This is a genomic window from Streptomyces sp. NPDC006643 (assembly GCF_042870175.1).
GTDB lineage: Bacteria > Actinomycetota > Actinomycetes > Streptomycetales > Streptomycetaceae > Streptomyces.
In genome coordinates this window covers 17501-41986 of sequence record NZ_JBIAHA010000041.1, presented here as the reverse complement: position 1 = coordinate 41986, position 24486 = coordinate 17501, and the positions used below count along the sequence as shown (strand labels likewise).

Sequence of the window (24486 nt, the reverse complement as noted above, 5' to 3'; positions counted from 1 at the left end):
CCCCGTGCGCTCAGCCCCGCTGCCGGGACGGCCTGCGGATCAGCGCAGCCCACCGGCGGCCCAGCTCCAGCCGGTGCACGCCCCAGCGGTCCATGACCGCGGCCCAGCGCTCGGACAGCGCCCACATCACCCGAATGGAGGAGCGCGGCAGGAGAAGCGCGCGCTGCCGGGTCCAGCGGGACACCGACTCGCCCAGGCCCACCCGTACCCGCCGGACATCGTCGGCGAGACCCGTGACGGGCCGTGGCTCCGGCGCGTACAGCACCTGCTCCACCGCGCGCGCCAGCCGGTGCACGCCGTCGGCGGCCTCGCCCTCCAGCCCCCCCAGCCGCACGATCCGGGCCGCCGTCCTGCGCGGGGTCTGCGAATCGTCGGGCCGGATGCCGTGGTCCCAGGCCGTGTCGATGATCTCCCGCCAGGCGCCCAGCACCCGGGCCGTGGCATCGGCGTCCGTACGGCCTCCGGAACCGAGCCGCCGCGCCCGGACCCGGGTCCGCCACAGCAGCGGCAGGAGCGGCACCAGCAGCACGGCCAGAACGCCCAGTGTGATGCCGGCGATCGTCCCCGCCGATGTCCCCGAGTCCGTCGGAGGCGCCGCCCCCGCCGGCGCGGTCGTCCCGCAGTCGCCGATCCTGGCCGCCTGGGGCGGGCAGGAGTCCGAGGCCGACGGCGACGCGTTCGGCTCGGAGGACGTGCTGGCCTCGGGCTGGGCCGGATCGCTCGCGTCGCCCGAGGGAGCCTCCGGGATGGTGTAGTCCGGTGCGCTGCCCCGGCTCGGCGTCGGCTCGAAACGGGTCCAGCCGACACCCTCGAAGTACAGCTCGGGCCACGCGTGCGCGTCCCGGAGCCCCACGGACATCGAGCCGTCCGACTGCGGTGTGCCCGGGGTGAAGCCCACCGCCACCCGCGCCGGGATACCCAGCGTGCGGGCCATCGCCGCCATCGAGAACGAGAAGTGGACGCAGAAGCCCTGCTTGTCCCTGAGGAACCGGGTGATGGCCGTGACACCCGTGCCGGAGGTGACGGTCGTGTCGTAGGTGAAGCCGCCGTCCACGGCGAACCAGTCCTGGAGCCGGACCGCCTTCTCGTAGTCGTTGGCCGCGCCCTCGGTCACCTCGCGGGCGGTGGTCTCCACCACGTCGGGCAGACCCTCCGGCACCTTCGTGTACTCCCGCACCAGTGAGGCCGCGGGCCGCGGCGCCGCCGCGAGCTGCTCACGCGTCGGCTCCACCAGCAGACTGCTGACCTGGTACCGCGCGCCCTGCGTCGTCTCGCCCCGGTCGCCGACCAGGGTCCGGCCGCTCGGTTCGAAACGCCAGCGCCCCTCGATGTCCACCTCGGACGCCGGATAGGGCATCGGAAGGTAGTTCTGCCGGTACCAACCGGCGGCCGAGATGCTCGTCCTGATCTCGGTGGTGCTGACATCGCCGCTCAGACCGGGCGGGCCGGGAAGCCTGTCCGGCACGTCCTCGACGCTGCGCTGGGAGAACCGCCACGACGTCCCGTCGAAGTCGTCCAGGGCCATGATGCGCAAGTACAGGTCCTGGGTGGTCTCCGCGTTCGTCTGATACCTCAACGCCTCCCGGTCCTCGGGCTGGTTGAGGTTGTCCTGGAGCGACACCAGCGGATTGACGGCGGAGATCGTGCCACCGCCGAGGCCGGAACCCGCCCCGGCCCCCGTACCGCCCAGCAGCCCGCCGTTCAGCGACGGCAGCGCGGCAGGCACGACGAGCGCTATTCCCAGCGCCATGACACCGATACGGTGCCCCGTACGGATCGGGGCCGAGGCCGCGCCCCCGGTCTCCATCCCGGCGGCCGTACGGCCCGGCGCGCGCGGAGCACCACCGAAGACCCGGCCCCACTGCGAGAGCCGGTCCCGGCCCTCGGCCAGCAGCAACAGCAGATAACCGCCGGCCGCGAGCAGGAACCACAGCCAGGAGGCGTCGCCGCCGGAGAGACCGGCGGCGACCGAGTACAGCGCGAGCAGCGGCAGTCCGGCCGGCGCCGCGCTGCGGAACGTCACGGCGAGCACGTCCACGGCGAGACCGATCACCAGCACACCGCCGACCAGCATCAGTCTGATGCCGTCGCTCGTCGGCGCCGGGATCGCGTACCGCCCGACGTCCTCGCCGCCCGCGTTCAGCAACTCGCCGAAGCGGACGAAGACCTCAGGACCGGGCAGCAGCCCGGCCACGGCGTACTCGGATGCGAACACCACCGTGAGCATCAGCAGCCCGACGACCGTCTGGATCGCCACGGTCAGCGTCCTGGCCAGCGGCACCCGCCGGCCGAGCGCGCCCACCCCGACCAGGACCGCCAGCATGAACGCCGCCTGGGCGAACCAGCCCTTGTCCTTGACCAGCGGCAGCAGCGCCCCCGCCGACATCAGCGTGGCGGCGAACGCGCACAGCGCCAGCCTCGCCCGACCGCTCATGACCAACCTCCGGTGAAGCCCGCCGAGCCCTGTGCCGCACCCGACTCGGTGCGCTGTCGTGCCGCCTGCTGCCACAGATCGGGGAGCGCGGCCCCGGCCGGCACCGCCAGGGCGGTCCAGCCGGACTCGCGCAGCTGCCGCAGCCGCTCCTGGAACCCGGCCGGCGGTACGCCGCCGTCCTGGAGCCAGCCGGAGCTGTCCAGGACGAAGGCCACCGCGGCGCCGCTGCGGTGCCGCATCCGGCCGGCGACGGCCGTCTGCTCCTCGTCGAGATCACCGAAGAAGGCGATCAGCAGCCCCTCGGTCCCGCCGCGCAGCACGTCGTACGCGCGCGACAGGCCCGCTCCGTCGGAGTGGTCCACGACGGCGAGCGTGTCCATCATCAGTCCGGCCGCGTCGGCGGACTCCTGTGTCGAACCGGCGAATCCGTCCGCGCCCTCACCGGGCACGGAAGTTCCGCTGTCCGTCAACAGCCTTACCGCGAAGCCCCGTTCCAACATGTGCACCAGCGCGGACGCCGCGCCCGACACCGCCCACTCGAAGGCCGAGTCGGGGCCGGCGCCCTGATAGGCGAGCCGCCGGGTGTCCAGCAGCACCGTGCATCTGGCCCGCTGCGGCTGCTCCTCGCGGCGCACCATCAGCTCGCCGTAGCGCGCCGTGGAGCGCCAGTGCACCCGGCGCAGATCGTCGCCGTGCCGGTAACCGCGCGGGATGACGTCGTCCTCACCGGCCAGCGACAGCGAGCGCTGCCGCCCGTCGCCGTACCCCGACGTCGCCCCCGCCAGCCGGACCGGTGGCAGCGGCTCGGTGCGCGGGATGACGGTCAGGGTGTCCTGGGCGCTGAAGGACCGCGTCAGCTCGCACATCCCGAACGGGTCGCTCAGCCGCAGCTGGAGCGGTCCGAGCGGATAGCGCCCGCGCAGGTCCGAGCGCACCCGGTAGGAGACCTCGCGGCGCCCGCCCGCCTCCACCCGGTCCAGGACGAACCGGGGACGCGGCCCCAGCACGTACGGCACATGGTCCTGGAGCATCAGCAGACCGGTGGGCAGCCGCGACACGTTGTCCATCCGCAGATGGACGCGGGCCTCGGTGCCCGCCGGCACCCGGGACGGCGAGAGCCGCCTGCTGCCCGCGACCCGGTAGCGCGTGCGGTAGAGCGCGCCCACACAGACCAGCGGCAGGACGGCCAGGAGCATGCCCACCCGGAGCAGATCCGACTGACCGAGGACATAGGCGCAGACCGCCGCCGCGACGCCCGCGGCGAAGAAGGACCGGCCGCGCGTGGTGAGGCCGCCCAGCGCCGCCCGCAGCCCGCCCTTGTCCTCGGTGCCCGAGGAGGCTGCGCCGGGCTCCATCACAGCCGCCGGACGCCCGGCTGCTGCCGGTCGTAGAGCGGTGCGGCGGCCACCGGAGCCTGCCGGCCGCCGTCGGCCGTCGGCACCGGGACACGCTGGAGGATCTCCTGCACCACCTGCTCGGCGGTCCGGCGGTTGAGCTGTGCCTGCGCGGTCGGCAGCAGCCGGTGCGCGAGCACCGGGACCGCCAGCGCCTGCACGTCGTCCGGCAGCGCGTACTCCCGGCCGCTCAGGGCGGCGGACGCCTTCGCCGCGCGCAGCAGATGCAGCGTCGCGCGCGGTGAGGCGCCCAGTCTGAGATCCGGGTGATTACGGGTGGACCCGACCAGCTCCACCGCGTAACGCCGTACGGAGTCGGCCACATGCACATTGCGCACCGCGTCGATCAGCTTCACGATGTCGTGCGCGTGGGCCACCGGCTGGAGGTCGTCCAGCGGCGAGATCCCGCCGTGCACGTCCAGCATCTCCAACTCGGCCTCCGCACTGGGATATCCGATGGACACCCTGGCCATGAAGCGGTCGCGCTGTGCCTCGGGCAGCGGATAGGTGCCCTCCATCTCGACCGGGTTCTGCGTCGCCACCACCATGAAGGGGCTGGGCAGTTCGTACGTCTGCCCGTCGATGGTGACCTGCCGCTCCTCCATCGATTCCAGCAGCGCCGACTGGGTCTTGGGGGACGCGCGGTTGATCTCGTCGCCGATCACGATCTGCGCGAAGATCGCTCCCGGCTTGAACTCGAAGTCACGCCGCTGCTGGTCGTAGATGGAGACCCCGGTGATGTCCGAGGGCAACAGGTCGGGCGTGAACTGGATACGCCGCACCGAGCAGTCGATGGAGCGTGCAAGCGTCTTCGCCAGCATCGTCTTGCCGACGCCGGGGACATCTTCGATGAGCAGATGTCCCTCGGCGAGCAGCACTGTCAGCGAAAGCCGTACGACCTCAGGCTTGCCCTCGATCACACCCTCCACCGATGCGCGCACACGCTCCGCTGTGGTGGTCAGATCTGTGAGGCTCGCTCGATCGTCATAGGTCGTCACCCGGCCCTCCTCGGCCCGTTCATACGGGCCGAGGCTCTTCTCAACGGCCCGGCCCACCCCGAAATACGGACGCCGCGTCCGGAAGGTTCCGGAACGCCGCGCTCACTCACGCATTCTTGTAGCCGTTACCGCTTCGTGTCACTCGCCTGTGGATAAGTGGGTGGGAATTGCCGGAGTTGCCGTGATTCTCGTGCCGCGACGGTCAGCCCGTCGGGTCGATTTCCCGCAGCAGGCCGGTCGACACGTCGAAGACGAAACCGCGTACGTCGTCGGTGTGCGGGAGGAACGGTGAGGTCCGCACCCGCTGCATCGACTGCCGCACGTCCTGGTCCACGTCGCTGAACGACTCGACGGCCCAGGACGGACGCTGCCCGACCTCCATTTCCAGTTCGTGCCTGAAGTCCTCGGTGAGGGATTCCAGGCCACAGCCGGTGTGATGGATGAGTACGACACTGCGGGTCTGGAGCGCCCGCTGGCTGATGGTGAGTGAGCGGATGACGTCGTCGGTGACGACACCGCCCGCGTTGCGGATCGTATGACAGTCACCGAGGTCCAGGCCCAGCGCGTCGTGCAGGTCGAGGCGGGCGTCCATGCAGGCGACCACGGCGACGCGCAGCACGGGGCGGGCGTCCATCCCCGGGTCGTTGAAGTCGTCGGCGTAGCGCCGGTTGGCGTCCACGAGTCGATCGGTGACCGTACCGTCGGAGCGGGCCGCACCGGCGGGGGCCTGGGCGGACTCGGCGGGAAGATGCGCGGAAGTCGACATACCTGTAGACGGTAATGGTCGCCCGCCCCGGGAGTGCGCTGTGCGACAGGACAAACATCGTCAACGAGGCCCCATGTGAGGTAAGCCACACGGGTGAAGCTCGCCGGGCGAAAGCCTGGTGGACGCCGTTCTCGCTTGCGCGTGATCGTGTGGTCGCCCCCGTCGAGATCTTCACAGGATCCGCGCCGGCGGTCCGCCCGCAGCCCGCCGGGCGACGCGCTGACCGGTTGATTGACCGAGGGGACCTGTGGACTAAAGTGACGCGAAGTTCACGGACATCCCGAATCACTTACCGGAACACTCCCCGAATTCCCCCGCGTGTGCGGCGTACGTGCGGCTCGGCATCCTCACGCTCGGCGGTACGTGACATCCACGCCGGACCTGAGAGGGCGCATGAGCGAGCGCAGCCAGCGAACCACCCGCGAGGCCCGGGTATGACCGCCACCCGGCACGTTCCGGTGATGCTCGACCGTTGCCTCCGTCTGCTCGCCCCCGCCCTCGCCGAACCGGGCGCCGTCGTCGTCGACTGCACCCTCGGTCTCGGCGGCCACAGCGAGGCGCTGCTGAGCACCTTCCCCGCCGCGCGGCTGGTCGCGCTCGACCGGGACAAGGAGGCGCTGCGGCTCTCCGGCGAACGGCTGGCCCCCTTCGGCGACCGCGCCACCCTCGTGCACGCCGTCTACGACGAACTCCCCGACGTGCTCGACCGGCTGAACATCCCACGCGTCCAGGGAGTCCTGTTCGACCTCGGCGTCTCGTCCATGCAACTCGACGAGGCGGAGCGGGGGTTCGCGTACGCCCAGGACGCCCCCCTCGACATGCGCATGGACCAGTCGGCCGGGACGAGCGCCGCCGAGGTCCTCAACACCTACCCGCCGGGCGAACTGGTGCGGATCCTGCGGGCGTACGGCGAGGAGAAGCAGGCCAAGCGCATCGTCTCGGCGATCGTCAGGGAACGCGCCGTCGAGCCCTTCACCAACAGCGCCCGGCTGGTCGAACTGATCCGTGACGCGCTGCCGCAGGCCGCCAAGCGCACCGGCGGCAACCCCGCCAAGCGCACCTTCCAGGCCCTGCGCATCGAGGTCAACGGCGAACTGGCCTCGGTGGAGGCGGCGATCCCGGCCGCCGTGGCGTCCCTCGCCGTCGGCGGCCGTATCGCCGTACTCGCCTACCACTCCCTCGAAGACCGCCTGGTCAAGCAGGTCTTCGCGGCCGGCGCCGCCAACACCGCGCCGCCCGGCCTGCCCGTCGTGCCCGAGCAGTACCAGCCGAGGCTCAAACTCCTGACGCGCGGCGCCGAACTGCCCACCGAGGACGAGGTCGCCGAGAACCGGCGGGCCGCCCCCGCCCGGCTGCGCGGCGCCGAGCGGATCCGGGAGGACGTGCGGTGAGCGGACCGGCCAGGCAGTTGAGGGGGCGCGCCGCGCGGCTCGCCCGGCTGATGCCGACGACCGGGCCGAGCACCGCGGCCCGTACGCCCTTCGTCCTGCTGGTCGTCATCCTCCTCGGCGGCGGGCTGATCACCCTGCTCCTGCTGAACTCCTCACTCAACACCGGCTCGTTCAAGCTCAGTGAGCTGAAGAAGCAGACCACCGACCTGACCGACGAGCAGCAGGCACTCCAGCAGGACGTGGACAACCTCTCCGCCCCCGACGCGCTCCAGCGACGGGCCCGCGAACTGGGCATGGTGCCCGGCGGCAGCCCCGCCTTCCTGAATCCGGACGGCAGGATCAGCGGAGTCCCGTCCGAGGCCGGCGCCCTTCCGAACGCCGCACCGTCCGCCCTGGAGGCGGTCCCGCCCGTCGCCCCGAGCCTGCCCGCCTCGCTCGCACCGTCCGTGACACCGTCGGCATCGCCCGCGGGCACCCCGGCGGCCCCGTCCCCCTCCTCAGGAGGACCGACGACGGCGCCGCCCGCCACCCCCTCCGCCACGGCGGCCTCACGCGGCACGCCCTCCACCGCGCCCCGGCCCGGACCGACATCCGGCACACCCACCCCGACGACCCCCGGCAGGTGACGCAGTGCCCCCCGAGCAACCACCGCGCCGCCGGGTCCCCGGCCCCGCGCGCTCCGGGAGCGGTGGCCGCTCCCGGCCCGAGCCGCGCGCCGGGGAGCGCTCCTCGCAGCGCCCCGCGCCACGGCCCTCCGGACGCCCGCGCCGCCCCGCCCAGGGCCGCCCGCGCTCCGGCGCCCGCGCCCCGCAGCGCATCCGGCTCGGCAACCACCGGCCCCGGCTCCGCCTGGTCAGCCTCGGACTGACCCTCGTCATGCTGGTCTTCGTCGTCCGGCTGCTCCAGGTCCAGGCGGTCGACGCGAGCGCGTACACCGCCAAGGCGGAGAAGAACCGCTTCACGAGCGTCACCCTGGCCGCCGAGCGCGGCGAGATCACCGACCGCGCCGGTGTCGCTCTCGCGACCAGCGTCGACGCACACGACATCACCGCCGACCCCAAGATGTTCACCCCCGAGGACAGCAACGTCGCCGACGCCCCCCAGCGGGCCGCCGCGCTCCTCGCCCCGATCCTCGACAAGAAGCCCGAGACGCTCGCCAAACAGCTCTCGGCCCCCAAGTCCCGCTTCACGGTCCTCGCGCACCGTCAGACCCCCCAGGTCTGGAACCAGATCAGCGACCTGAAGTCCGTCCTCGCCGAGAAGGCGGACAAGGCGCGCGCCGCGCACGTCGCCAAGGGCGGCAAGAGCGACGAGGCGCCGGCCAGCGTCCTCGCCGGAGTCTTCCAGGAGCCCAGCAGCAAGCGCGTGTACCCCAACGGCGACCTCGCCGCCGGGATACTGGGATACGTCAACGCCGCCGGTCACGGAGGCGGCGGCGTGGAGTCGATGCTCGACAAGAAACTGGCGGGCGAGGACGGCGAGATCACCTACGCCCACTCCGGCGGCCGTCGCGTCCCCACGGCGGGCTCCAAGGAGACCCCCGCCGTCCCCGGCACGGACATCGAGCTGACCATCGACCGGGACATCCAGTGGGCCGCCCAGCGGGCCATCTCCGACCAGGTCACCGAGTCCAAGGCCGACCGCGGCTACGTGATAGTGCAGAACACCCGGACGGGCGAAGTGCTCGCCATGGCCAACGCCCCCGGCTTCGACCCCAACGACCTGTCGCAGGCCGACGGCACCGGCATGGGCAACGCCGCCCTCCAGGACGCGTTCGAACCGGGCTCCACCAGCAAGGTCATGTCCATGGCCGCCGTCCTGGAGGAGGAGGCCGCCGTCCCCGGCACCCATGTCACCGTGCCCAACCGGCTGCACCGCGGCGACCGCCTCTTCAAGGACGACATCGACCACCCCACCTGGTATCTGACGCTCAACGGCGTCCTCGCCAAGTCCAGCAACATCGGCACCATCCTGGCCACCGGACAGCTCGGCAGGACACAGCCCCAGGCCAACCAGGTCCTCCACTCCTACCTGCGTAAATTCGGCATCGGCAGCCCCACGGGCCTCGACTATCCCGGCGAGACCCAGGGCATCCTGGCCGATCCGAAGGACTGGTCGACCTCGCAGCAGTTCACGATCCCCTTCGGCCAGGGACTGTCGGTCAACGCCATGCAGGCGGCGTCGGTCTACTCGACCATCGCCAACGGAGGCGTACGGATCGAGCCCACCCTGGTCCGCGGCACCGAGGGCCCCGACGGCCGCTTCACCCCGGCGCCCGCCCCCAAGAAGACGCGCGTCGTCAGCGAGAAGACCGCGAAAACGCTCTCGACCATGCTCGAATCGGTCGTCGGCGACGAGGCGGGCACCGGCACCAAGGCCCGGATCCCCGGCTACCGCGTCGCCGGCAAGACGGGAACGGCCAACCGCGTCGATCCCGAGACCGGCCGCTACAAGGGCTACACCGCGTCCTTCGCGGGCTTCGCGCCCGCCGACGACCCGCAGATCACCGTCTACTGCGCCATCCAGAACCCGACCAGGGGCAGTTACTTCGGCGGCCAGATCTGCGGCCCCATCTACAAGGAGGTCATGGAGTTCGCTCTCAAGAGCCTCCAGGTCCCACCGACCGGCAGGAAGTCCGATCCGCTGCCGGTCGAGTTCAAGCCCGGCGAGTGACCCAGGGAACACCCCAGTGACAACGATCACCCCCGACTCGGGGAACCAGGACGGCCCGTCCGTCACCCCATCGGACGGCCCCGGCAGCGGGCGTCCCTCACGTGGCCCACGGCCCGCTGAGCCCGGTACGCTCACCGCCGTGCCCCACGCAGATCAGTACGGAACCACCACAAAGGACGCGCCCGTGAATCACCCCGGAGCGCCCCGCCCGAACCATGTCCGGCCGGCCTCACTCGTGGACCTGGCCACCCGGCTGGGTGCCGAGCCCCCGGCCGACGGAGCGGCGACCGGCATCACGCACGACTCACGGGCGGTACGCCCCGGGGACGTGTACGCCGCCCTGCCCGGCGCCCGCTTCCACGGCGCCGACTTCGCCGCCCAGGCCGCCGACCTCGGCGCGGCGGCGATCCTGACCGACCCGGCGGGCGCCGAACGCGCCGCCGCGACCGGACTGCCGGTCCTGGTGACACCCGACCCACGGGGCAGCATGGGTGAACTGGCCGCCGAGATCTACGGCCACCCCGGCACCGACCTGCTCCAGATCGGCATCACCGGCACCTCGGGCAAGACCACCACGGCGTATCTCGTGGAGGGCGGCCTGCGCGGCGCCGGACACCACACCGGGCTCATCGGCACCGTCGAGATGCGCATCGGCGACGAACGCATCAAGTCCGAGCGCACCACCCCCGAGGCCACCGACCTCCAGGCGCTCCTCGCCGTCATGCGCGAGCGTGGCGTCGACTCCGTCGCGATGGAGGTTTCCAGCCACGCACTGGTGCTCGGCCGGGTCGACGGCTGTGTCTTCGACATCGCCGTCTTCAACAACCTCAGCCCGGAGCACATGGAGTTCCACTCCGGCATGGAGGACTACTTCCAGGCCAAGGCGCGGCTGTTCACCCCCGAGCGCAGCCGGCTCGGCGTGGTGAACTTCGACGACGAGTACGGCCGCCGGCTCGTCGACGAGGCGGGCGTGCCCATCACCACCTTCTCCGCCGAGGGCCACCCCGACGCCGACTGGCGGGCGGAGAACGTCGAGGTGGGCTCGCAGGGCAGCACGCTGACCGTCGTCAGCCCCAAGGGCGAGCGGATCCGCGCCGAGGCCCCGCTGCCGGGCCCCTTCAACGTCGCGAACACCCTGGCCGCCATCGTCACCCTCGCCGTGGCCGGAATCGACCCTCAGGTCGCCGCCGACGGCATCGCGGCCGTCCCCGGCGTCCCCGGCCGGCTGGAGCGCGTCGACGCCGGCCAGCCGTATCTCGCCGTCGTCGACTACGCCCACAAGACGGACGCCGTCGAATCGGTCCTGCGCTCCCTGCGCAAGGTCACCCGGGGCAAGGTGCATGTCGTCCTGGGCTGCGGCGGCGACCGCGACCGGTCCAAGCGCCCCTCGATGGGCGCCGCCGCCGCCCGGCTCGCCGACACCGCCGTACTGACCTCGGACAACCCGCGCTCCGAGGACCCGCTCGCCATCCTCGCCGCGATGCTCGCGGGCGCCGCCGAGGTGCCCATCCACGAGCGCGGCGACGTCCTGGTCGACGCCGACCGGGCGGCGGCCATCGCCTCCGTGGTCTCCCGCGCGGGCGCGGGCGACACCGTCCTGATCGCCGGCAAGGGCCACGAACAGGGTCAGGACATCGCCGGGGTGGTACGCGCCTTCGACGACCGCCAGGTGCTGCGCGAGGCCATCGAGCGCTCCTGTCGCCGGACGGCCGGGCACACGGACTCGACCGCGGCCACCGACGCGACCGCGGCCACCGACCCGGCCACGAACACCGCCCCGACCGGGCCCACCGGCCCGGCGGCGAACACCGGCGCGACCGAGAGCCCCGGTCAGGGATGAGGGAACCGTCCGGCAGGCGGACGACGGAGGCGGGGGCCGCGGGCCCCCGCCCGGCCGCCCCGTCGCCGGCCGTCCCGCCCCTCTCCCACCCACCCGTCGCCCCGCCGGCGCCCGGCACGGCGCCATCCCTCACCCGCCCTCCAATCGCAGGACGGTCCCAGTGATCACCCTCTCCCTCGCCGAGATCGCCACCATCGTCGGCGGGCAGTCGTACGACATACCGGATCCGGCCGTCCAGGTCACCGGCCCCGTCGTCATCGACTCCCGCCAGGTGGCGGACGGCAGCCTCTTCGCCGCGTTCGCCGGCGAGCACGTCGACGGCCACGACTACGCCCGCAAGGCCGTCGAGGCGGGCGCCGCGGCCGTACTGGCCGCCCGGCCCGTCGGCGTCCCCGCCATCGTCGTCGAGGACGTCGTCCAGGCCCTCGGCGCCCTCGCACGCGCCGTCGTGGAGCGCACCGGCGCCACGACCGTCGCCCTCACCGGATCCTCGGGCAAGACCAGCACCAAGGACCTCATCGCCCAACTCCTGCGGCGCGCGGGCCCGACCGTCTGGCCCGACGGCAATCTCAACAACGAGATCGGACTCCCGCTCACCGCCCTGCGCGTCACCGACGACACCCGTTTCCTCGTCCTGGAGATGGGCGCGCGCTACATCGGTGACATCCGCTACCTCACCGGCCTCGTCCCCCCGAGGATCGGCCTCGTACTGAACGTCGGCACCGCCCACATCGGCGAGTTCGGCGGACGCGACAAGATCGCCCAGGCCAAGGGCGAGATGGTCGAGTCCCTGCCGTCCGCCGAGGACGGCGGCGTCGCCGTCCTGAACGCCGACGACCCCCTCGTACGCGCCATGGCCACCCGTACCAAGGCGCGGCTGGTGCTGTTCGGCGAGTCCGACGAAGCAGACGTACGGGCAGAGAACGTCCACGTCGACCCCCTCGGCAGACCCTCGTTCCGCCTTCGAACACCCACCGGGTGCAGGGACCTGACGCTGCGGCTGTACGGTGAGCACCACGTGTCGAACGCGCTCGCCGCGACCGCCGTCGCCCATGAGTTGGGCATGTCCGTCGACGAGATCGCCCTGGCGCTCTCCGAGGCGGAAACCCTCTCCCGCTGGCGTATGGAGGTCACCGAGCGCGCGGACGGCGTGACGATCGTCAACGACGCCTACAACGCGAACCCCGACTCCATGCGAGCAGCGCTCCGCGCGCTGGTCGCCATGGGCGGTGCCGCCAGGGAAACCGGCGGACGCACGTGGGCGGTGCTCGGCCCGATGGCCGAACTCGGTGACGAGGCGCTCGCCGAGCACGACGCGGTCGGACGGCTCGCCGTCCGGCTCAACGTCAGCAAGCTCGTCGCAGTCGGGGGCATGGAAGCGTCCTGGCTGCGACTGGGCGCCTACAACGAGGGTTCGTGGGGTGAGGAGTCGGTGCACGTGTCCGACGCGCAGGCGGCGGTCGATCTGTTGCGCAGTGAACTGCGTTCGGGAGACGTCGTGCTGGTGAAGGCTTCGAGGTCGGCCGGACTGGAGCGGGTCGCCCAGGCACTGCTCCAGGACGCAGTCGAGGGCGAGGTCTCCGGCCGATGAGGCAGATCCTCTTCGCGGGAGCCATCGGGCTCTTCCTGACCCTGATCGGCACGCCGCTGCTGATCAAGCTGCTGGCCCGCAAGGGCTACGGCCAGTTCATCCGGGACGACGGCCCGCGCAGCCACGGCAGCAAGCAGGGCACGCCCACCATGGGTGGCATCGCCTTCATCCTCGCCACCCTGATCGCCTACGCCCTGGCGAAGGTGATCACCGGCGAGGACCCGAGGTTCTCGGGTGTGCTCGTTCTCTTCCTGATGACGGGCATGGGCCTCGTCGGGTTCCTCGACGACTACATCAAGATCGTCAAGCAGCGTTCGCTGGGCCTGCGGGCCAAGGCGAAGATGGCCGGACAGCTGATCGTCGGCATCACCTTCGCGGTGCTCTCGCTCCAATTCGCCGACCTGCGCGGCAACACCCCGGCCTCCACCAAGCTGTCCTTCGTCACGGACTTCGGCTGGTCCATCGGACCGGTGCTGTTCGTGGTCTGGGCGCTGTTCATGATTCTCGCCATGTCCAACGGCGTGAATCTGACGGACGGTCTGGACGGCCTGGCCACCGGCGCGTCGGTGATGGTCTTCGGCGCGTACACCTTCATCGGTCTCTGGCAGTTCCAGGAGTCCTGCGCCAACGCGCTGACCCTGACCAACCCCGAGGCCTGTTTCGAGGTACGAGATCCGCTCGACCTCGCCGTCGTCGCCTCCGCCCTCATGGGCTCCTGCTTCGGCTTCCTGTGGTGGAACACCTCACCCGCCAAGATCTTCATGGGCGACACCGGCTCACTCGCCCTCGGCGGCGCCCTCGCGGGCCTCGCCATCTGCTCCCGTACGGAACTCCTGATCGCCCTCCTCGGCGGCCTCTTCGCCCTCATCACCATGTCCGTGGTGATCCAGGTCGGTTCGTTCCGGCTGACCGGCAAGCGCGTCTTCAGAATGGCCCCGCTCCAGCATCACTTCGAACTAAAGGGGTGGTCCGAAGTCCTTGTCGTGGTCCGCTTCTGGATCATCCAGGGCATGTGCGTGATCGTCGGACTCGGACTCTTCTACGCGGGCTGGGCGGCCGACAAGTGAGCGGCCGTCAGCCGGCCGGACCCCCGGACGGTGTCCGGGAGCGGTGGCACGGCAAGCGGGTCACCGTCGCGGGTCTCGGGGTCTCCGGGATCCCGGCGGCCCGCGCCCTGCGGGACCTCGGCGCCGTCGTCACGGTCGTCAACGACGGCGACGACGAGCGCGCCCGGACGCAGGCCGCCGAACTGGCCGACGCCGGCGTCACCGTACGGCTCGGCGACGGCGCGACCCTCCCCGAGGGAACCGAACTCGTCGTCACCACGCCCGGCTGGCAGCCCGACAAGCCCCTCTTCCTGGCCGCCGCCGAAGCGGGCGTACCGATCTGGGGGGACGTCGAACTGGCCTGGCAGCTCAGGGGCCCGGACGCCGCTCCCTGGCTGGCCGTCACCGGCACCAACGGCAAGACCACGACCGTGCGGATGCTCGCCGCGATCCTCCGGGCGGCGGGCCTGCGCACCGAGGCCGTCGGCAACATCGGCGTCTCGCTGCTCGACGCCGTGCTGCCCGACGAGAACGGCCGGGAGAAGTACGACGTCCTGGCCGTCGAACTCTCCAGCTACCAGCTGCACTGGGCGCCGAGCCTGCGTGCCCACTCCGCCGCCGTGCTCAACATCGCGCCCGACCACCTCGACTGGCACGGCTCCATGCAGGCGTACACCGCCGACAAGGGCCGGATCTACGAGGGCAACACCGTCGCCTGCGTCTACAACGTCGCCGACAAGGTGACCGAGGACCTGGTGCGCGAGGCCGACGTCGAGGAGGGCTGCCGCGCGATCGGCTTCACCCTCGGCACCCCCGGCCCCTCCCAACTCGGCGTCGTGGAGGGCCTCCTGGTCGACCGCGCCTTCGTCGAGAACCGGAGCGCACAGGCCCAGGAACTCGCCGAGATCTCCGACGTCGACCCGCCCGCCCCGCACAACATCGCCAACGCCCTCGCGGCGGCGGCCCTCGCCCGCGCCTACGGCGTCGCGCCCGCCGCCGTACGCGACGGACTGCGCGCCTTCCGGCCCGACCCGCACCGCATCGAACACATCGCGGACATCGCGGGCGTCAGCTACGTCGACGACTCCAAGGCCACCAACACCCATGCCACGGAAGCCTCGCTGGCGGCCTACGACCCGATCGTCTGGATCGCCGGCGGCCTCGCCAAGGGCGCGTCCTTCGACGAGCTGGTGGAGCGGTCCGCGAAGCGGCTGCGCGGCGTGGTCCTCATCGGCCGGGACCGGGCCCTGATCGCCGAAGCCCTCGCGCGACACGCGCCCGAAGTACCGGTCGTGGACCTCGAACAGACGGACACTGGGGCGATGTCCGCCGCGGTCCGTGCGGCGGCGCGCCTCGCCGAGACCGGGGACACCGTCCTGCTGGCCCCGGCCTGTGCCTCGATGGACATGTTCGTCAACTACAACAAGCGGGGCGAGGCGTTCGCGGAGGCGGTCCGCGCACTCGCCGCCGAGCACGCCTGACCGACCGGCGAGAAGCCCAGCGCGCGCGAGCCGCGACAGCCCCACCGGCCGGCCCGGCCGCGCACGACTGGAGGGGACAGCGAAGATGCCGGCCGACGACACCGCGGGCACGGACCCGAGCCGTTCGGTACGCGGACGGTTTCCCGCCGCCGTACCGCCCTTCGCCGCACCATCCCTCGCCCTGCCGGGAGGGGCCACCGGCCCCGTCACCGGGCCCGCGGGGGTGCCCGGCCTCCTCGGCCCCGCCCTGCGCGGCCGGAACCCCGGAGCGGCCGTACGACGCGCTCCCGCCGTCCGTGGCGGGTCCGCCGGCTCCGGTGTCCGGTCGCCCCGCCCGCCGCGCGGCAACAGGGCGCGACGGATGTACGAGCGGGCCCGCCGTGCCTGGGACCGGCCGCTCACCGCGTACTACCTGATCTTCGGCGCCGGTCTGCTGCTCACCGTGCTCGGACTGGTGATGGTCTACAGCGCCTCGATGATCAAGGCGCTGGAGCTCTCGCTGCCCGGCTCGTATTTCTTCCGCAAACAGTTCCTGGCCGCCGTCATCGGCGCCGGACTGATGCTGATCGCCTCCCGGATGCCCGGCAAACTGCACCGCGCGCTCTCCTACCCGCTGCTCGTGGGCGCCGTCTTCCTGATGGTCCTCGTGCAGGTCCCGGGGATAGGGCATTCGGTCAACGGCAACCAGAACTGGATCTATCTCGGCGGCCCCTTCCAGCTCCAGCCCAGCGAGTTCGGCAAGCTGGCGCTGATCCTGTGGGGTGCCGATCTGCTCGCCCGCAAACAGGACAAGCGACTGCTGACGCAGTGGAAGCATCTGCTGGTGCCGCTCGTCCCGGTCGCCTTCATGCTGCTGGGGCTGATCATGCTCGGCGGCGACATGGGCACCGCCATCATCCTCACCGCGATCCTCTTCGGACTGCTGTGGCTGGCGGGGGCGCCCACCCGGCTCTTCGGCGGCGTACTCGCCGTCGCCCTCACCCTCGGTTTCATTCTCATCAAGACCAGCCCCAACCGGATGTCCAGGCTCGCCTGCATCGGCGCCACGGACCCCGGCCCCCAGGACCAGTGCTGGCAGGCCGTGCACGGCATCTACGCGCTGGCCTCCGGCGGATGGTTCGGTTCCGGACTCGGCGCCAGTGTGGAAAAATGGGGTCAACTCCCCGAACCTCACACCGACTTCATTTTCGCCATCACCGGGGAGGAACTGGGGCTGGCGGGGACGCTGTCGGTGCTCGCCCTGTTCGCGGCTCTAGGCTATGCGGGTATCCGCGTGGCCGGACGCACGGAGGACCCCTTCGTGAGGTACGCCGCGGGAGGCGTGACCACGTGGATCACGGCGCAGGCCGTGGTCAACGTCGGCGCGGTGCTCGGCCTGCTGCCGATCGCCGGAGTCCCGCTCCCGCTGTTCTCCTACGGAGGCTCAGCCCTGCTGCCGACCATGTTCGCCGTCGGGCTGCTGATCGCGTTCGCGCGAGAGGATCCCGCCGCGAGAGCGGCACTGGCCATGCGAAGGCCCGGCGTGAGATGGAAGACGATGAGACGGCGCGTCAAAAAGCGTCCGTCCGGAGAGCGGTGAATTTCGGTGCATGTCGTACTCGCCGGTGGGGGGACCGCCGGCCACATCGAGCCCGCGCTCGCCCTCGCGGACGCCCTGCGGAGGCAGGACCCCACCGTGGGGATCACGGCCCTCGGCACGGAGCGCGGACTCGAGACCAGGCTGGTACCCGAGCGGGGGTACGAACTGGCCCTCATCCCCGCCGTCCCGCTGCCGCGCAAACCCACCCCTGAACTGATCACCGTCCCCGGCCGGCTGCGCGGCACCATCAAGGCCGCCGAGCAGATCCTGGAGCGTACGAAGGCGGACTGCGTCGTCGGCTTCGGCGGCTACGTCGCGCTGCCCGGCTATCTCGCCGCCAAGCGGCTCGGGGTGCCCATCGTCGTGCACGAGGCCAACGCCCGCCCCGGCCTCGCCAACAAGATCGGCTCGCGCTACGCGGCGGCCGTCGCCGTCTCCACCCCCGACAGCAAGCTGCGCGGCGCCCGCTACATCGGCATCCCGCTGCGCCGTACGATCGCCACCCTCGACCGGGCCCGAGTACGCCCCGAGGCGCGCGCCGCCTTCGGGCTGGACCCCAACCTGCCGACGCTGCTGGTCTCCGGCGGCTCACAGGGCGCCCGCAGGCTCAACGAGGTGGTCCAGCGGGCCGCGCCGCTGCTCCAGCGCTCCGGGATCCAGATCCTGCACGCGGTCGGACCGAAGAACGAAATGCCGCGCGTGGACAACATGCCGGGAATGCCGCCGTACATCCCGGTACCGTATGTCGACCGGATGGATCTCGCCTACGCGGCGGCGGACATGATGCTCTGCCGCGCCGGCGCGATGACCGTCGCCGAACTCTCCGCCGTCGGGCTCCCCGCCGCCTATGTCCCGCTGCCCGTCGGCAACGGTGAACAGCGGCTCAACGCCCAGCCGGTGGTGAAGGCGGGCGGCGGACTGCTGGTCGACGACGCCGAACTGACGCCCGAATGGGTCCAGGGCAATGTGCTGCCGGTGCTCTCCGATCCGCACCGGCTGTACGAGATGTCCCGCGCGGCAGCCGAGTTCGGCCGCAGGGACGCGGACGAGCTGCTCGTCGGCATGGTGTACGAGGCGGTCGCAGCGCGCCGCCAGGGATAGGGAGGCAGGGTCAGTGGCCGGACCGACAACCGCCGAGCGCGGCGGCGTACGAGTTGAGTCGGAATCCGGCCGCGCCCGTTCGGGCCGGCCCCCGGCCCGCCGATTCCGGGTTCCCGGACGTCGTATTCTGCTTCTGCTTACTTGTGTGATCGCGCTCTGCGCGGGGGGAATCTGGCTGCTTTACGGTTCCGCGTGGCTGCGGGTCGAGCAGGTGAGGACTTCGGGACTCGATGTGCTGAAGCCCGCCGAGGTGGAAGCCGTCGCGGCAGTTCCGATGGCCACCCCACTGATTTCCGTCGACACACAAGCGATTGAGCGCCGACTTCGTCAGAAGCTGCCGCGTATCGACTCGGTGGATGTGACACGGTCATGGCCGAACGGCATCGGTCTGAAAGTGACGGAGCGAAAGCCCGCTCTGCTTCTCGAAAAGGGAGCAAAGTTCATCGAAGTGGACGCGAAGGGCGTGCGATTCGCGACCGTCGAGAAGGCCCCGAAGGGCGTACCACTGCTGGAATTGACGGTGGATCAGTCCTCGGGTGTGCAACGCTTCAGCACCACTCGTCTGATGTCCGAAGCGGTACGTGTCAGAGACGAACTCCCCGGCAAAGTCGCCGAGGACACCCGGGTGGTGAAGGTCCGTTCGTACGACTCCATCTCACTGGAGTTGACCGGGGGGCGCACGGTGATGTGGGGGAGCGGCGAGGACGGCGGCGCGAAGGCGCGGGCGCTCACCGCTCTCATGAAAGCAGTTCCGAAGGGGGCGCACTTCGATGTGAGTGCGCCCACCGCCCCTTCCGTATCAGGGAGTTGACGCGTATATGTGCTGACCAGCACCCTGGTTGGTCAGCCCGGTGCGTGATCACATAGGGTGAAAAGAAAAACGGGAGGTTCGGCGTGTTCGTTGAACGTGCGCCACGTGTCGACTTAGTGTCCTGTTCGGAAGAGTCCAAGAAGCAGACACACTGGTAACCCTAAACTTCAAGGTTAGGGTTCGGGTCGGCGTCCGGACCGTCCCATCGGCATCAGTCGTCGCCCCGCCACAACAGCGAAGCGACGACACGTAACTCGAGGCGAGAGGCCTTCGACGTGGCAGCACCGCAGAACTACCTCGCAGTCATCAAGGTCATCGGTGTCGGCGGCGGTGGTGTCAATGCCATCAACCGAATGATCGAGGTCGGCCTCAAGGGCGTCGAGTTCATCGCGATCAACACCGACGCACAAGCCCTGTTGATGAGCGACGCCGACGTCAAGCTCGACGTCGGCCGCGAACTCACCCGTGGTCTCGGCGCCGGCGCGAACCCGGCAGTCGGCCGCAAGGCGGCAGAGGACCACCGCGAGGAGATCGAGGAGGTCCTCAAGGGGGCCGACATGGTCTTCGTCACCGCCGGCGAAGGCGGTGGAACCGGCACCGGCGGCGCTCCCGTCGTCGCCAACATCGCCCGCTCGCTCGGCGCCCTCACCATCGGCGTCGTCACCCGCCCCTTCACCTTCGAAGGCCGACGGCGCGCGAACCAGGCCGAGGACGGCATCGCCGAACTCCGCGAAGAGGTCGACACCCTCATCGTCATCCCCAACGACCGCCTGCTGTCCATCTCGGACCGTCAGGTCAGCGTCCTGGACGCGTTCAAGTCCGCGGACCAGGTACTGCTCTCGGGTGTCCAGGGCATCACCGACCTCATCACCACGCCGGGCCTGATCAACCTCGACTTCGCCGACGTCAAGTCCGTGATGTCCGAGGCCGGATCGGCCCTCATGGGCATCGGCTCGGCGCGCGGCGACGACCGCGCGGTGGCCGCGGCGGAGATGGCGATCTCCTCGCCGCTCCTGGAGGCGTCCATCGACGGCGCGCGTGGTGTGCTGCTCTCCATCTCCGGCGGTTCCGATCTCGGTCTCTTCGAGATCAACGAGGCCGCGCAGCTGGTGAGTGAGGCCGCGCACCCCGAGGCCAACATCATCTTCGGCGCCGTCATCGACGACGCGCTCGGCGACGAGGTACGGGTCACGGTGATCGCGGCCGGCTTCGACGGCGGACAGCCGCCGACCCGGCGCGAGACCGGACTCACCTCGGCCAAGCGGGACGACCAGCCGTCCTACCGCCCCTCCGCCCCCGAGTCCGACTCGGGCCGCCCCTCCGGCGGACTCGGCACGGTCCCCTCGCGCGACGAGGCGCCCGCCCCCGAACCGGCCCCGGCCGTCAACGAGAAGCCCCTGCCGCCGGTCGCGCCGCCGCATGTCCCGCCGGCCCGTCCGTACCAGGACACCCAGGCCGAAGAGCTGGATGTCCCGGACTTCTTGAAGTGATAGGACAGCACGACACGTCCGTCTCGACGAGCGGCGCCCATTTCGCCTTCACCGACAGGTGGGGCGGGGTGAGCGCCGCTCCGTACGAGCGGCTCAACCTCGGCGGCGCGGTCGGCGACGACCCCGCCGCCGTACGTGCCAACCGGGCCGCCGCCGCCGAGTCCCTCGGGCTCGACGCGGCGCGGGTCGTCTGGATGAACCAGGTGCACGGCCGCGACGTCGCCGTCGTCGACGGACCCTGGGAGCCGGACGAGTCAGGTGAAATCCCTACGGTCGACGCCGTGGTCACCACCCGCCGGGGGCTCGCACTCGCCGTACTCACCGCCGACTGTGTCCCGGTCCTGCTGGCCGATCCGGTGGCGGGAGTCGCCGCCGCCGCGCACGCCGGACGCCCCGGACTGGTCGCGGGAGTCGTCCCGGCCGCCGTCGGGGCGATGGTCGAACGGGGCGCGGAACCCTCCCGGATCACCGCCCGGACCGGGCCCGCCGTCTGCGGACGGTGTTACGAGGTCCCCGAAGCCATGCGGGCCCAAGTCGCCGAAGCCGTACCGGAATCCTGGTCCGAGACCAGTTGGGGCACCCCCGCCGTCGACGTCGCCGCCGGGGTGCACGCGCAGCTCGCGGCGCTCGGCGTCGAGGACCGGCACCGCTCCGGGATCTGCACGATCGAATCGGCCGACCACTTCTCGTACCGCCGCGAGGGCACCACCGGACGGCTTGCCGGATATGTCTGGCTGGGGGCGTCATGACCGACCGCGCGAAGGAACTCGCCGAAAATCTTCACACGGTGGAGACGCGTATCGCGTCCGCCTGCGCGGCGGCCGGTCGCGAACGGGACGAAGTGACCCTGATCGTGGTCACCAAGACCTACCCCGCGAGCGACGTCCGGCTGCTGCACGAACTCGGTGTCCGGCACGTCGCCGAGAACCGCGACCAGGACGCGGCGCCCAAAGCCGCGGCGTGCGCGGATCTGTCGCTGACGTGGCACTTCGTGGGTCAGTTGCAGACCAACAAAGTCCGTTCCGTGGCCGGTTATGCCGATGTCGTGCAATCTGTCGACCGGCTCAAGCTCGTCTCGGCACTGTCCGCCGCCGCGGTGCGCGCGGACCGTGAACTCGGCGCGCTCATCCAGGTCGCGCTCGACGCGGACTCGGGTGCGCGCGGTGAGCGGGGCGGCGTCGCGCCGGACGGCATCGCGGAGTTGGCGGCGGCCGTCGCCGAGGCGCCGGGACTGCGGCTGGACGGTCTCATGACCGTCGCGCCACTCGCCGGGCCGTACGCCGATCGCCAACAGGCGGCGTTCGAGCGGCTGCTGGAATTGTCATCCCTGCTGCGCTCGGACCATCCTGCTGCGAACATGGTGTCAGCAGGGATGAGTGCGGACCTCGAAGCAGCCGTGACGGCCGGAGCGACACATGTGCGCGTCGGTACGGCGGTACTCGGAGTCCGCCCCCGGCTCGGGTAACGTCGCGAAGCAAGTCGGACCACAGCAGAAAATATGGTCATTTCCGCCGAAAGGCGGAAGGACCGCGTGGATCGAGGGCACTTGGTGACGAGGCCGATCCACCACAGAGCGGAGGACTCAGAGCATGGCCGGCGCGATGCGCAAGATGGCGGTCTACCTCGGCCTCGTGGAGGACGATGGGTACGACGGCCGGGGTTTCGACCCCGACGACGACTTCGAACCCGAGCCCGAACCCGAGCGTGAACACCGGCGCCACCAGCCGGTACACCAGGTCGAACGGGACGAACCAGTACGAGTGGTGCAGCCTCCTCCGCAGCGTGAACGGGAGCGTCAGCCGGTGCCGGTAGCGGCAGAAAGCGGACGTCCTGCCCGAATCGCCCCCGTGGCATCCATCACACCTGAACGCCCCAGCCTGGAGAAGAACGCACCAGTGATCATGCCCAAGGTCGTCTCCGAACGAGAGCCCTACCGCATCACCACACTGCACCCGCGGACCTACAACGAGGCCCGTACCATCGGGGAACACTTCCGCGAGGGCACCCCGGTGATCATGAACCTGACCGAGATGGACGACACCGATGCGAAGCGACTTGTCGACTTTGCCGCGGGACTTGTCTTCGGTCTCCATGGCAGCATTGAGCGAGTGACGCAGAAGGTGTTCCTGTTGTCGCCTGCTAACGTCGATGTCACGGCGGAGGACAAGGCCCGAATCGCAGAGGGCGGGTTCTTCAACCAGAGCTGAGATTCGACACCGGGAACAACCCGGCCGCGAGGCCGGACCAGAGAAGCCAGGGGAGAGGGAAGCGCGGGATGAGCGTTGCGCTACAGGTGGTCTACATCGCGCTGGTGTGCTTCCTCATCGTGCTGATCTTCCGGCTGGTCATGGATTACGTCTTCCAATTCGCCCGCTCATGGCAGCCCGGCAAGGCGATGGTGGTCGTTCTGGAGGCCACCTACACTGTCACCGATCCACCGCTCAAGCTTCTGCGGCGGTTCATTCCGCCGCTGCGTCTCGGGGGCGTGGCACTCGACCTGTCCTTCTTCGTTCTGATGATCATCGTGTACATCCTCATCATGGTCGTAAGCGGCTTTGCGAGGGGAATGTGAACGATACGGTCTTGCCGACTGCCGACGACTACGTAGAGGTGAAGAAGAGATGCCGTTGACCCCCGAGGACGTGCGGAACAAGCAGTTCACGACCGTCCGCCTCCGAGAAGGCTACGACGAGGACGAGGTCGATGCCTTCCTAGACGAGGTCGAGGCCGAACTGACGCGCCTGCTCCGCGAGAACGAGGATCTGCGCGCCAAGCTGGCCGCCGCGACGCGTGCCGCCGCGCAGAACCAGCAGCAGCAACAGCAGCAGGGAATGCGCAAGCCGCCGGAGCAGCAGGAGCGGCCCGGCGCGCCCGTCCCCGCCGCCATATCCGGACCGCCGGTCCAGCAGCAGCCCCCGCAGATGGGCCAGCCCCAACTGCCCGGTGGGCCCCCGCAGCTTCCCGCCGGCCCAGGCGGACACGGCCCCGGCCCGGGTCAACACCCCGGCCACGGCCCCGGCCCGCAGGGTCAGCACGGTCCCGGTCCCATGCAGGGCGGCCCCATGCAGGGCCAGATGCAGGGCGGTCCGATGCAGGGCCAGATGCAGGGCGGCCCCATGCAGGGCGGTCCCATGGGTGGCCCGATGGGCGGCCCCATGGGTCACGGCCCGCAGCCCGGTCAGGGCGGCCCCGGTGGCGACAGCGCCGCGCGGGTCCTCTCGCTGGCGCAGCAGACCGCCGACCAGGCGATCGCGGAGGCCCGTTCCGAGGCCAACAAGATCGTCGGAGAAGCGCGTTCGCGTGCCGAGGGTCTGGAGCGGGACGCCCGTGCGAAGGCGGACGCCCTGGAGCGGGACGCGCAGGAGAAGCACCGCGTGGCGATGGGCTCCCTGGAGTCCGCACGCGCGACGCTGGAGCGCAAGGTCGAAGACCTGCGCGGCTTCGAGCGCGAGTACCGGACACGGCTCAAGTCCTACCTGGAGAGCCAGCTGCGTCAGCTGGAGACCCAGGCCGACGACTCGCTCGCCCCGCCGCGTACGCCGGCCGCGGCCTCGCTGCCGCCGTCGCCGTCCATGGCACCGGCCGGTGCGGGCGCGATGGGTCACACCATGGGTGGCAACCCGTCCATGGGCGGCGGGCACGGCCCCTCGTCGGGCGGACCGTCGTACGGGAACCAGCAGCAGATGTCCCCGGCGATGACCCAGCCGATGGCACCGGTACGGCCGCAGGCGCCGCAGCCCATGCAGCCGATGCAGCAGGCGCCGTCGCCGATGCGAGGGTTTCTGATCGACGAGGACGACAACTGACGGGCGTGAGGCGCGGGAGTCGCGCACAGCCGTCGGCAGGCTGAAGGGCCGGGCCCGGGGTAACACACCCCGGGCCCGGCCCTTT

Annotated in this window: 20 protein-coding genes; 16 read left to right on the top strand and 4 right to left on the bottom strand. The window is 70.9% G+C overall.

Features of this window, described 5'->3' with window-relative positions:
* Positions 1 to 10: 10 nt before the first annotated feature.
* From ACFYNU_RS37305 to ACFYNU_RS37290, 4 genes are all read right to left on the bottom strand, one after another.
* Positions 11 to 2434 (bottom strand): transglutaminaseTgpA domain-containing protein, encoded by a 2424-nt coding sequence (locus ACFYNU_RS37305; protein WP_356592998.1) that lies wholly within the window; start codon positions 2432 to 2434, stop codon positions 11 to 13.
* The gene (locus ACFYNU_RS37300) at positions 2431 to 3789 is read right to left on the bottom strand and encodes a DUF58 domain-containing protein (RefSeq protein ID WP_356592996.1); all 1359 of its coding nucleotides are present in this window, start codon (positions 3787 to 3789) and stop codon (positions 2431 to 2433) included. Before ACFYNU_RS37300 ends, ACFYNU_RS37305 begins: the two co-directional genes overlap by 4 nt.
* Complete coding sequence (locus tag ACFYNU_RS37295; RefSeq protein WP_356592994.1) at positions 3789 to 4826, bottom strand: MoxR family ATPase; 1038 nt, start codon at positions 4824 to 4826, stop codon at positions 3789 to 3791. Before ACFYNU_RS37295 ends, ACFYNU_RS37300 begins: the two co-directional genes overlap by 1 nt.
* Before the next feature lie 202 nt (positions 4827 to 5028).
* On the bottom strand, positions 5029 to 5592 hold the full coding sequence (locus ACFYNU_RS37290) for a carbonic anhydrase (RefSeq protein WP_356592992.1): 564 nt from the start codon (positions 5590 to 5592) through the stop codon (positions 5029 to 5031).
* Positions 5593 to 6026: 434 nt separating this feature from the next.
* Here ACFYNU_RS37290 and rsmH point away from each other — a divergent pair, with 434 nt between their 5' ends.
* The 16 genes from rsmH to ACFYNU_RS37210 all read left to right on the top strand — a co-directional run bounded on the left by rsmH (position 6027) and on the right by ACFYNU_RS37210 (position 24401).
* Entirely contained in the window at positions 6027 to 6983 is a 957-nt protein-coding gene (gene rsmH / locus ACFYNU_RS37285; protein WP_356592988.1) for a 16S rRNA (cytosine(1402)-N(4))-methyltransferase RsmH, read from the top strand.
* On the top strand, positions 6980 to 7609 hold the full coding sequence (locus ACFYNU_RS37280) for a septum formation initiator family protein (protein ID WP_356592986.1): 630 nt from the start codon (positions 6980 to 6982) through the stop codon (positions 7607 to 7609). The genes rsmH and ACFYNU_RS37280 overlap by 4 nt, the downstream gene beginning before the upstream one ends.
* Positions 7610 to 7613: 4 nt before the next feature.
* The gene (locus ACFYNU_RS37275; protein WP_356592984.1) at positions 7614 to 9656 is read left to right on the top strand and encodes a penicillin-binding protein 2; all 2043 of its coding nucleotides are present in this window, start codon (positions 7614 to 7616) and stop codon (positions 9654 to 9656) included.
* A 184-nt stretch (positions 9657 to 9840) separates the two neighbouring features.
* The gene (locus ACFYNU_RS37270; protein WP_356592982.1) at positions 9841 to 11496 is read left to right on the top strand and encodes a UDP-N-acetylmuramoyl-L-alanyl-D-glutamate--2,6-diaminopimelate ligase; all 1656 of its coding nucleotides are present in this window, start codon (positions 9841 to 9843) and stop codon (positions 11494 to 11496) included.
* A 160-nt stretch (positions 11497 to 11656) separates the two neighbouring features.
* A complete protein-coding gene (gene murF / locus ACFYNU_RS37265; protein ID WP_356592980.1) occupies positions 11657 to 13087 on the top strand; it encodes a UDP-N-acetylmuramoyl-tripeptide--D-alanyl-D-alanine ligase in 1431 nt (476 codons plus the stop codon).
* Positions 13084 to 14154, top strand: coding sequence for a phospho-N-acetylmuramoyl-pentapeptide-transferase (gene mraY, locus ACFYNU_RS37260; RefSeq protein WP_356592978.1), 1071 nt, complete (start codon positions 13084 to 13086; stop codon positions 14152 to 14154). Before murF ends, mraY begins: the two co-directional genes overlap by 4 nt.
* Positions 14151 to 15614 (top strand): UDP-N-acetylmuramoyl-L-alanine--D-glutamate ligase, encoded by a 1464-nt coding sequence (gene murD, locus ACFYNU_RS37255; protein ID WP_356592976.1) that lies wholly within the window; start codon positions 14151 to 14153, stop codon positions 15612 to 15614. The genes mraY and murD overlap by 4 nt, the downstream gene beginning before the upstream one ends.
* Positions 15615 to 15699: 85 nt before the next feature.
* Positions 15700 to 17193, top strand: coding sequence for a putative lipid II flippase FtsW (gene ftsW, locus ACFYNU_RS37250; RefSeq protein ID WP_356592974.1), 1494 nt, complete (start codon positions 15700 to 15702; stop codon positions 17191 to 17193).
* Positions 17194 to 17199: 6 nt separating this feature from the next.
* Positions 17200 to 18294 (top strand): undecaprenyldiphospho-muramoylpentapeptide beta-N-acetylglucosaminyltransferase, encoded by a 1095-nt coding sequence (gene murG, locus ACFYNU_RS37245; RefSeq protein WP_356592972.1) that lies wholly within the window; start codon positions 17200 to 17202, stop codon positions 18292 to 18294.
* Positions 18295 to 18307: 13 nt separating this feature from the next.
* Positions 18308 to 19105: an FtsQ-type POTRA domain-containing protein gene (locus tag ACFYNU_RS37240; protein WP_356592970.1), complete on the top strand. Its 798-nt coding sequence runs from the start codon at positions 18308 to 18310 to the stop codon at positions 19103 to 19105.
* 275 nt (positions 19106 to 19380) lie between these two features.
* Positions 19381 to 20595 (top strand): cell division protein FtsZ, encoded by a 1215-nt coding sequence (ftsZ, locus tag ACFYNU_RS37235; RefSeq protein ID WP_356592968.1) that lies wholly within the window; start codon positions 19381 to 19383, stop codon positions 20593 to 20595.
* The gene (gene pgeF, locus ACFYNU_RS37230) at positions 20592 to 21344 is read left to right on the top strand and encodes a peptidoglycan editing factor PgeF (protein ID WP_356592966.1); all 753 of its coding nucleotides are present in this window, start codon (positions 20592 to 20594) and stop codon (positions 21342 to 21344) included. The genes ftsZ and pgeF overlap by 4 nt, the downstream gene beginning before the upstream one ends.
* Positions 21341 to 22060, top strand: a complete 720-nt coding sequence (locus ACFYNU_RS37225) for a YggS family pyridoxal phosphate-dependent enzyme (protein ID WP_356592964.1) — start codon at positions 21341 to 21343, stop codon at positions 22058 to 22060. Before pgeF ends, ACFYNU_RS37225 begins: the two co-directional genes overlap by 4 nt.
* A gap of 124 nt (positions 22061 to 22184) precedes the next feature.
* Positions 22185 to 22802, top strand: a complete 618-nt coding sequence (locus tag ACFYNU_RS37220) for a cell division protein SepF (protein WP_031231917.1) — start codon at positions 22185 to 22187, stop codon at positions 22800 to 22802.
* Positions 22803 to 22870: 68 nt separating this feature from the next.
* Entirely contained in the window at positions 22871 to 23167 is a 297-nt protein-coding gene (locus ACFYNU_RS37215) for a YggT family protein (protein ID WP_356592962.1), read from the top strand.
* Between the two features lie 49 nt (positions 23168 to 23216).
* A complete protein-coding gene (locus tag ACFYNU_RS37210) occupies positions 23217 to 24401 on the top strand; it encodes a DivIVA domain-containing protein (RefSeq protein WP_356592960.1) in 1185 nt (394 codons plus the stop codon).
* Positions 24402 to 24486 lie beyond the last annotated feature (85 nt).

What these genes read in the sequence shown, in the direction of transcription:
- ACFYNU_RS37210 (WP_356592960.1), top strand. Translation starts at nt 23,217, where the DNA reads ATGCCGTTGACCCCCGAGGACGTGCGGAACAAGCAGTTCACGACCGTC.
- mraY (WP_356592978.1), top strand. Translation starts at nt 13,084, where the DNA reads ATGAGGCAGATCCTCTTCGCGGGAGCCATCGGGCTCTTCCTGACCCTG.
- ftsW (WP_356592974.1), top strand. Translation starts at nt 15,700, where the DNA reads ATGCCGGCCGACGACACCGCGGGCACGGACCCGAGCCGTTCGGTACGC.
- ACFYNU_RS37220 (WP_031231917.1), top strand. Translation starts at nt 22,185, where the DNA reads ATGGCCGGCGCGATGCGCAAGATGGCGGTCTACCTCGGCCTCGTGGAG.
- ACFYNU_RS37290 (WP_356592992.1), bottom strand. Translation starts at nt 5,592, where the DNA reads ATGTCGACTTCCGCGCATCTTCCCGCCGAGTCCGCCCAGGCCCCCGCC.
- ACFYNU_RS37225 (WP_356592964.1), top strand. Translation starts at nt 21,341, where the DNA reads ATGACCGACCGCGCGAAGGAACTCGCCGAAAATCTTCACACGGTGGAG.
- rsmH (WP_356592988.1), top strand. Translation starts at nt 6,027, where the DNA reads ATGACCGCCACCCGGCACGTTCCGGTGATGCTCGACCGTTGCCTCCGT.
- ACFYNU_RS37215 (WP_356592962.1), top strand. Translation starts at nt 22,871, where the DNA reads ATGAGCGTTGCGCTACAGGTGGTCTACATCGCGCTGGTGTGCTTCCTC.
- ACFYNU_RS37300 (WP_356592996.1), bottom strand. Translation starts at nt 3,789, where the DNA reads ATGGAGCCCGGCGCAGCCTCCTCGGGCACCGAGGACAAGGGCGGGCTG.
- ACFYNU_RS37305 (WP_356592998.1), bottom strand. Translation starts at nt 2,434, where the DNA reads ATGAGCGGTCGGGCGAGGCTGGCGCTGTGCGCGTTCGCCGCCACGCTG.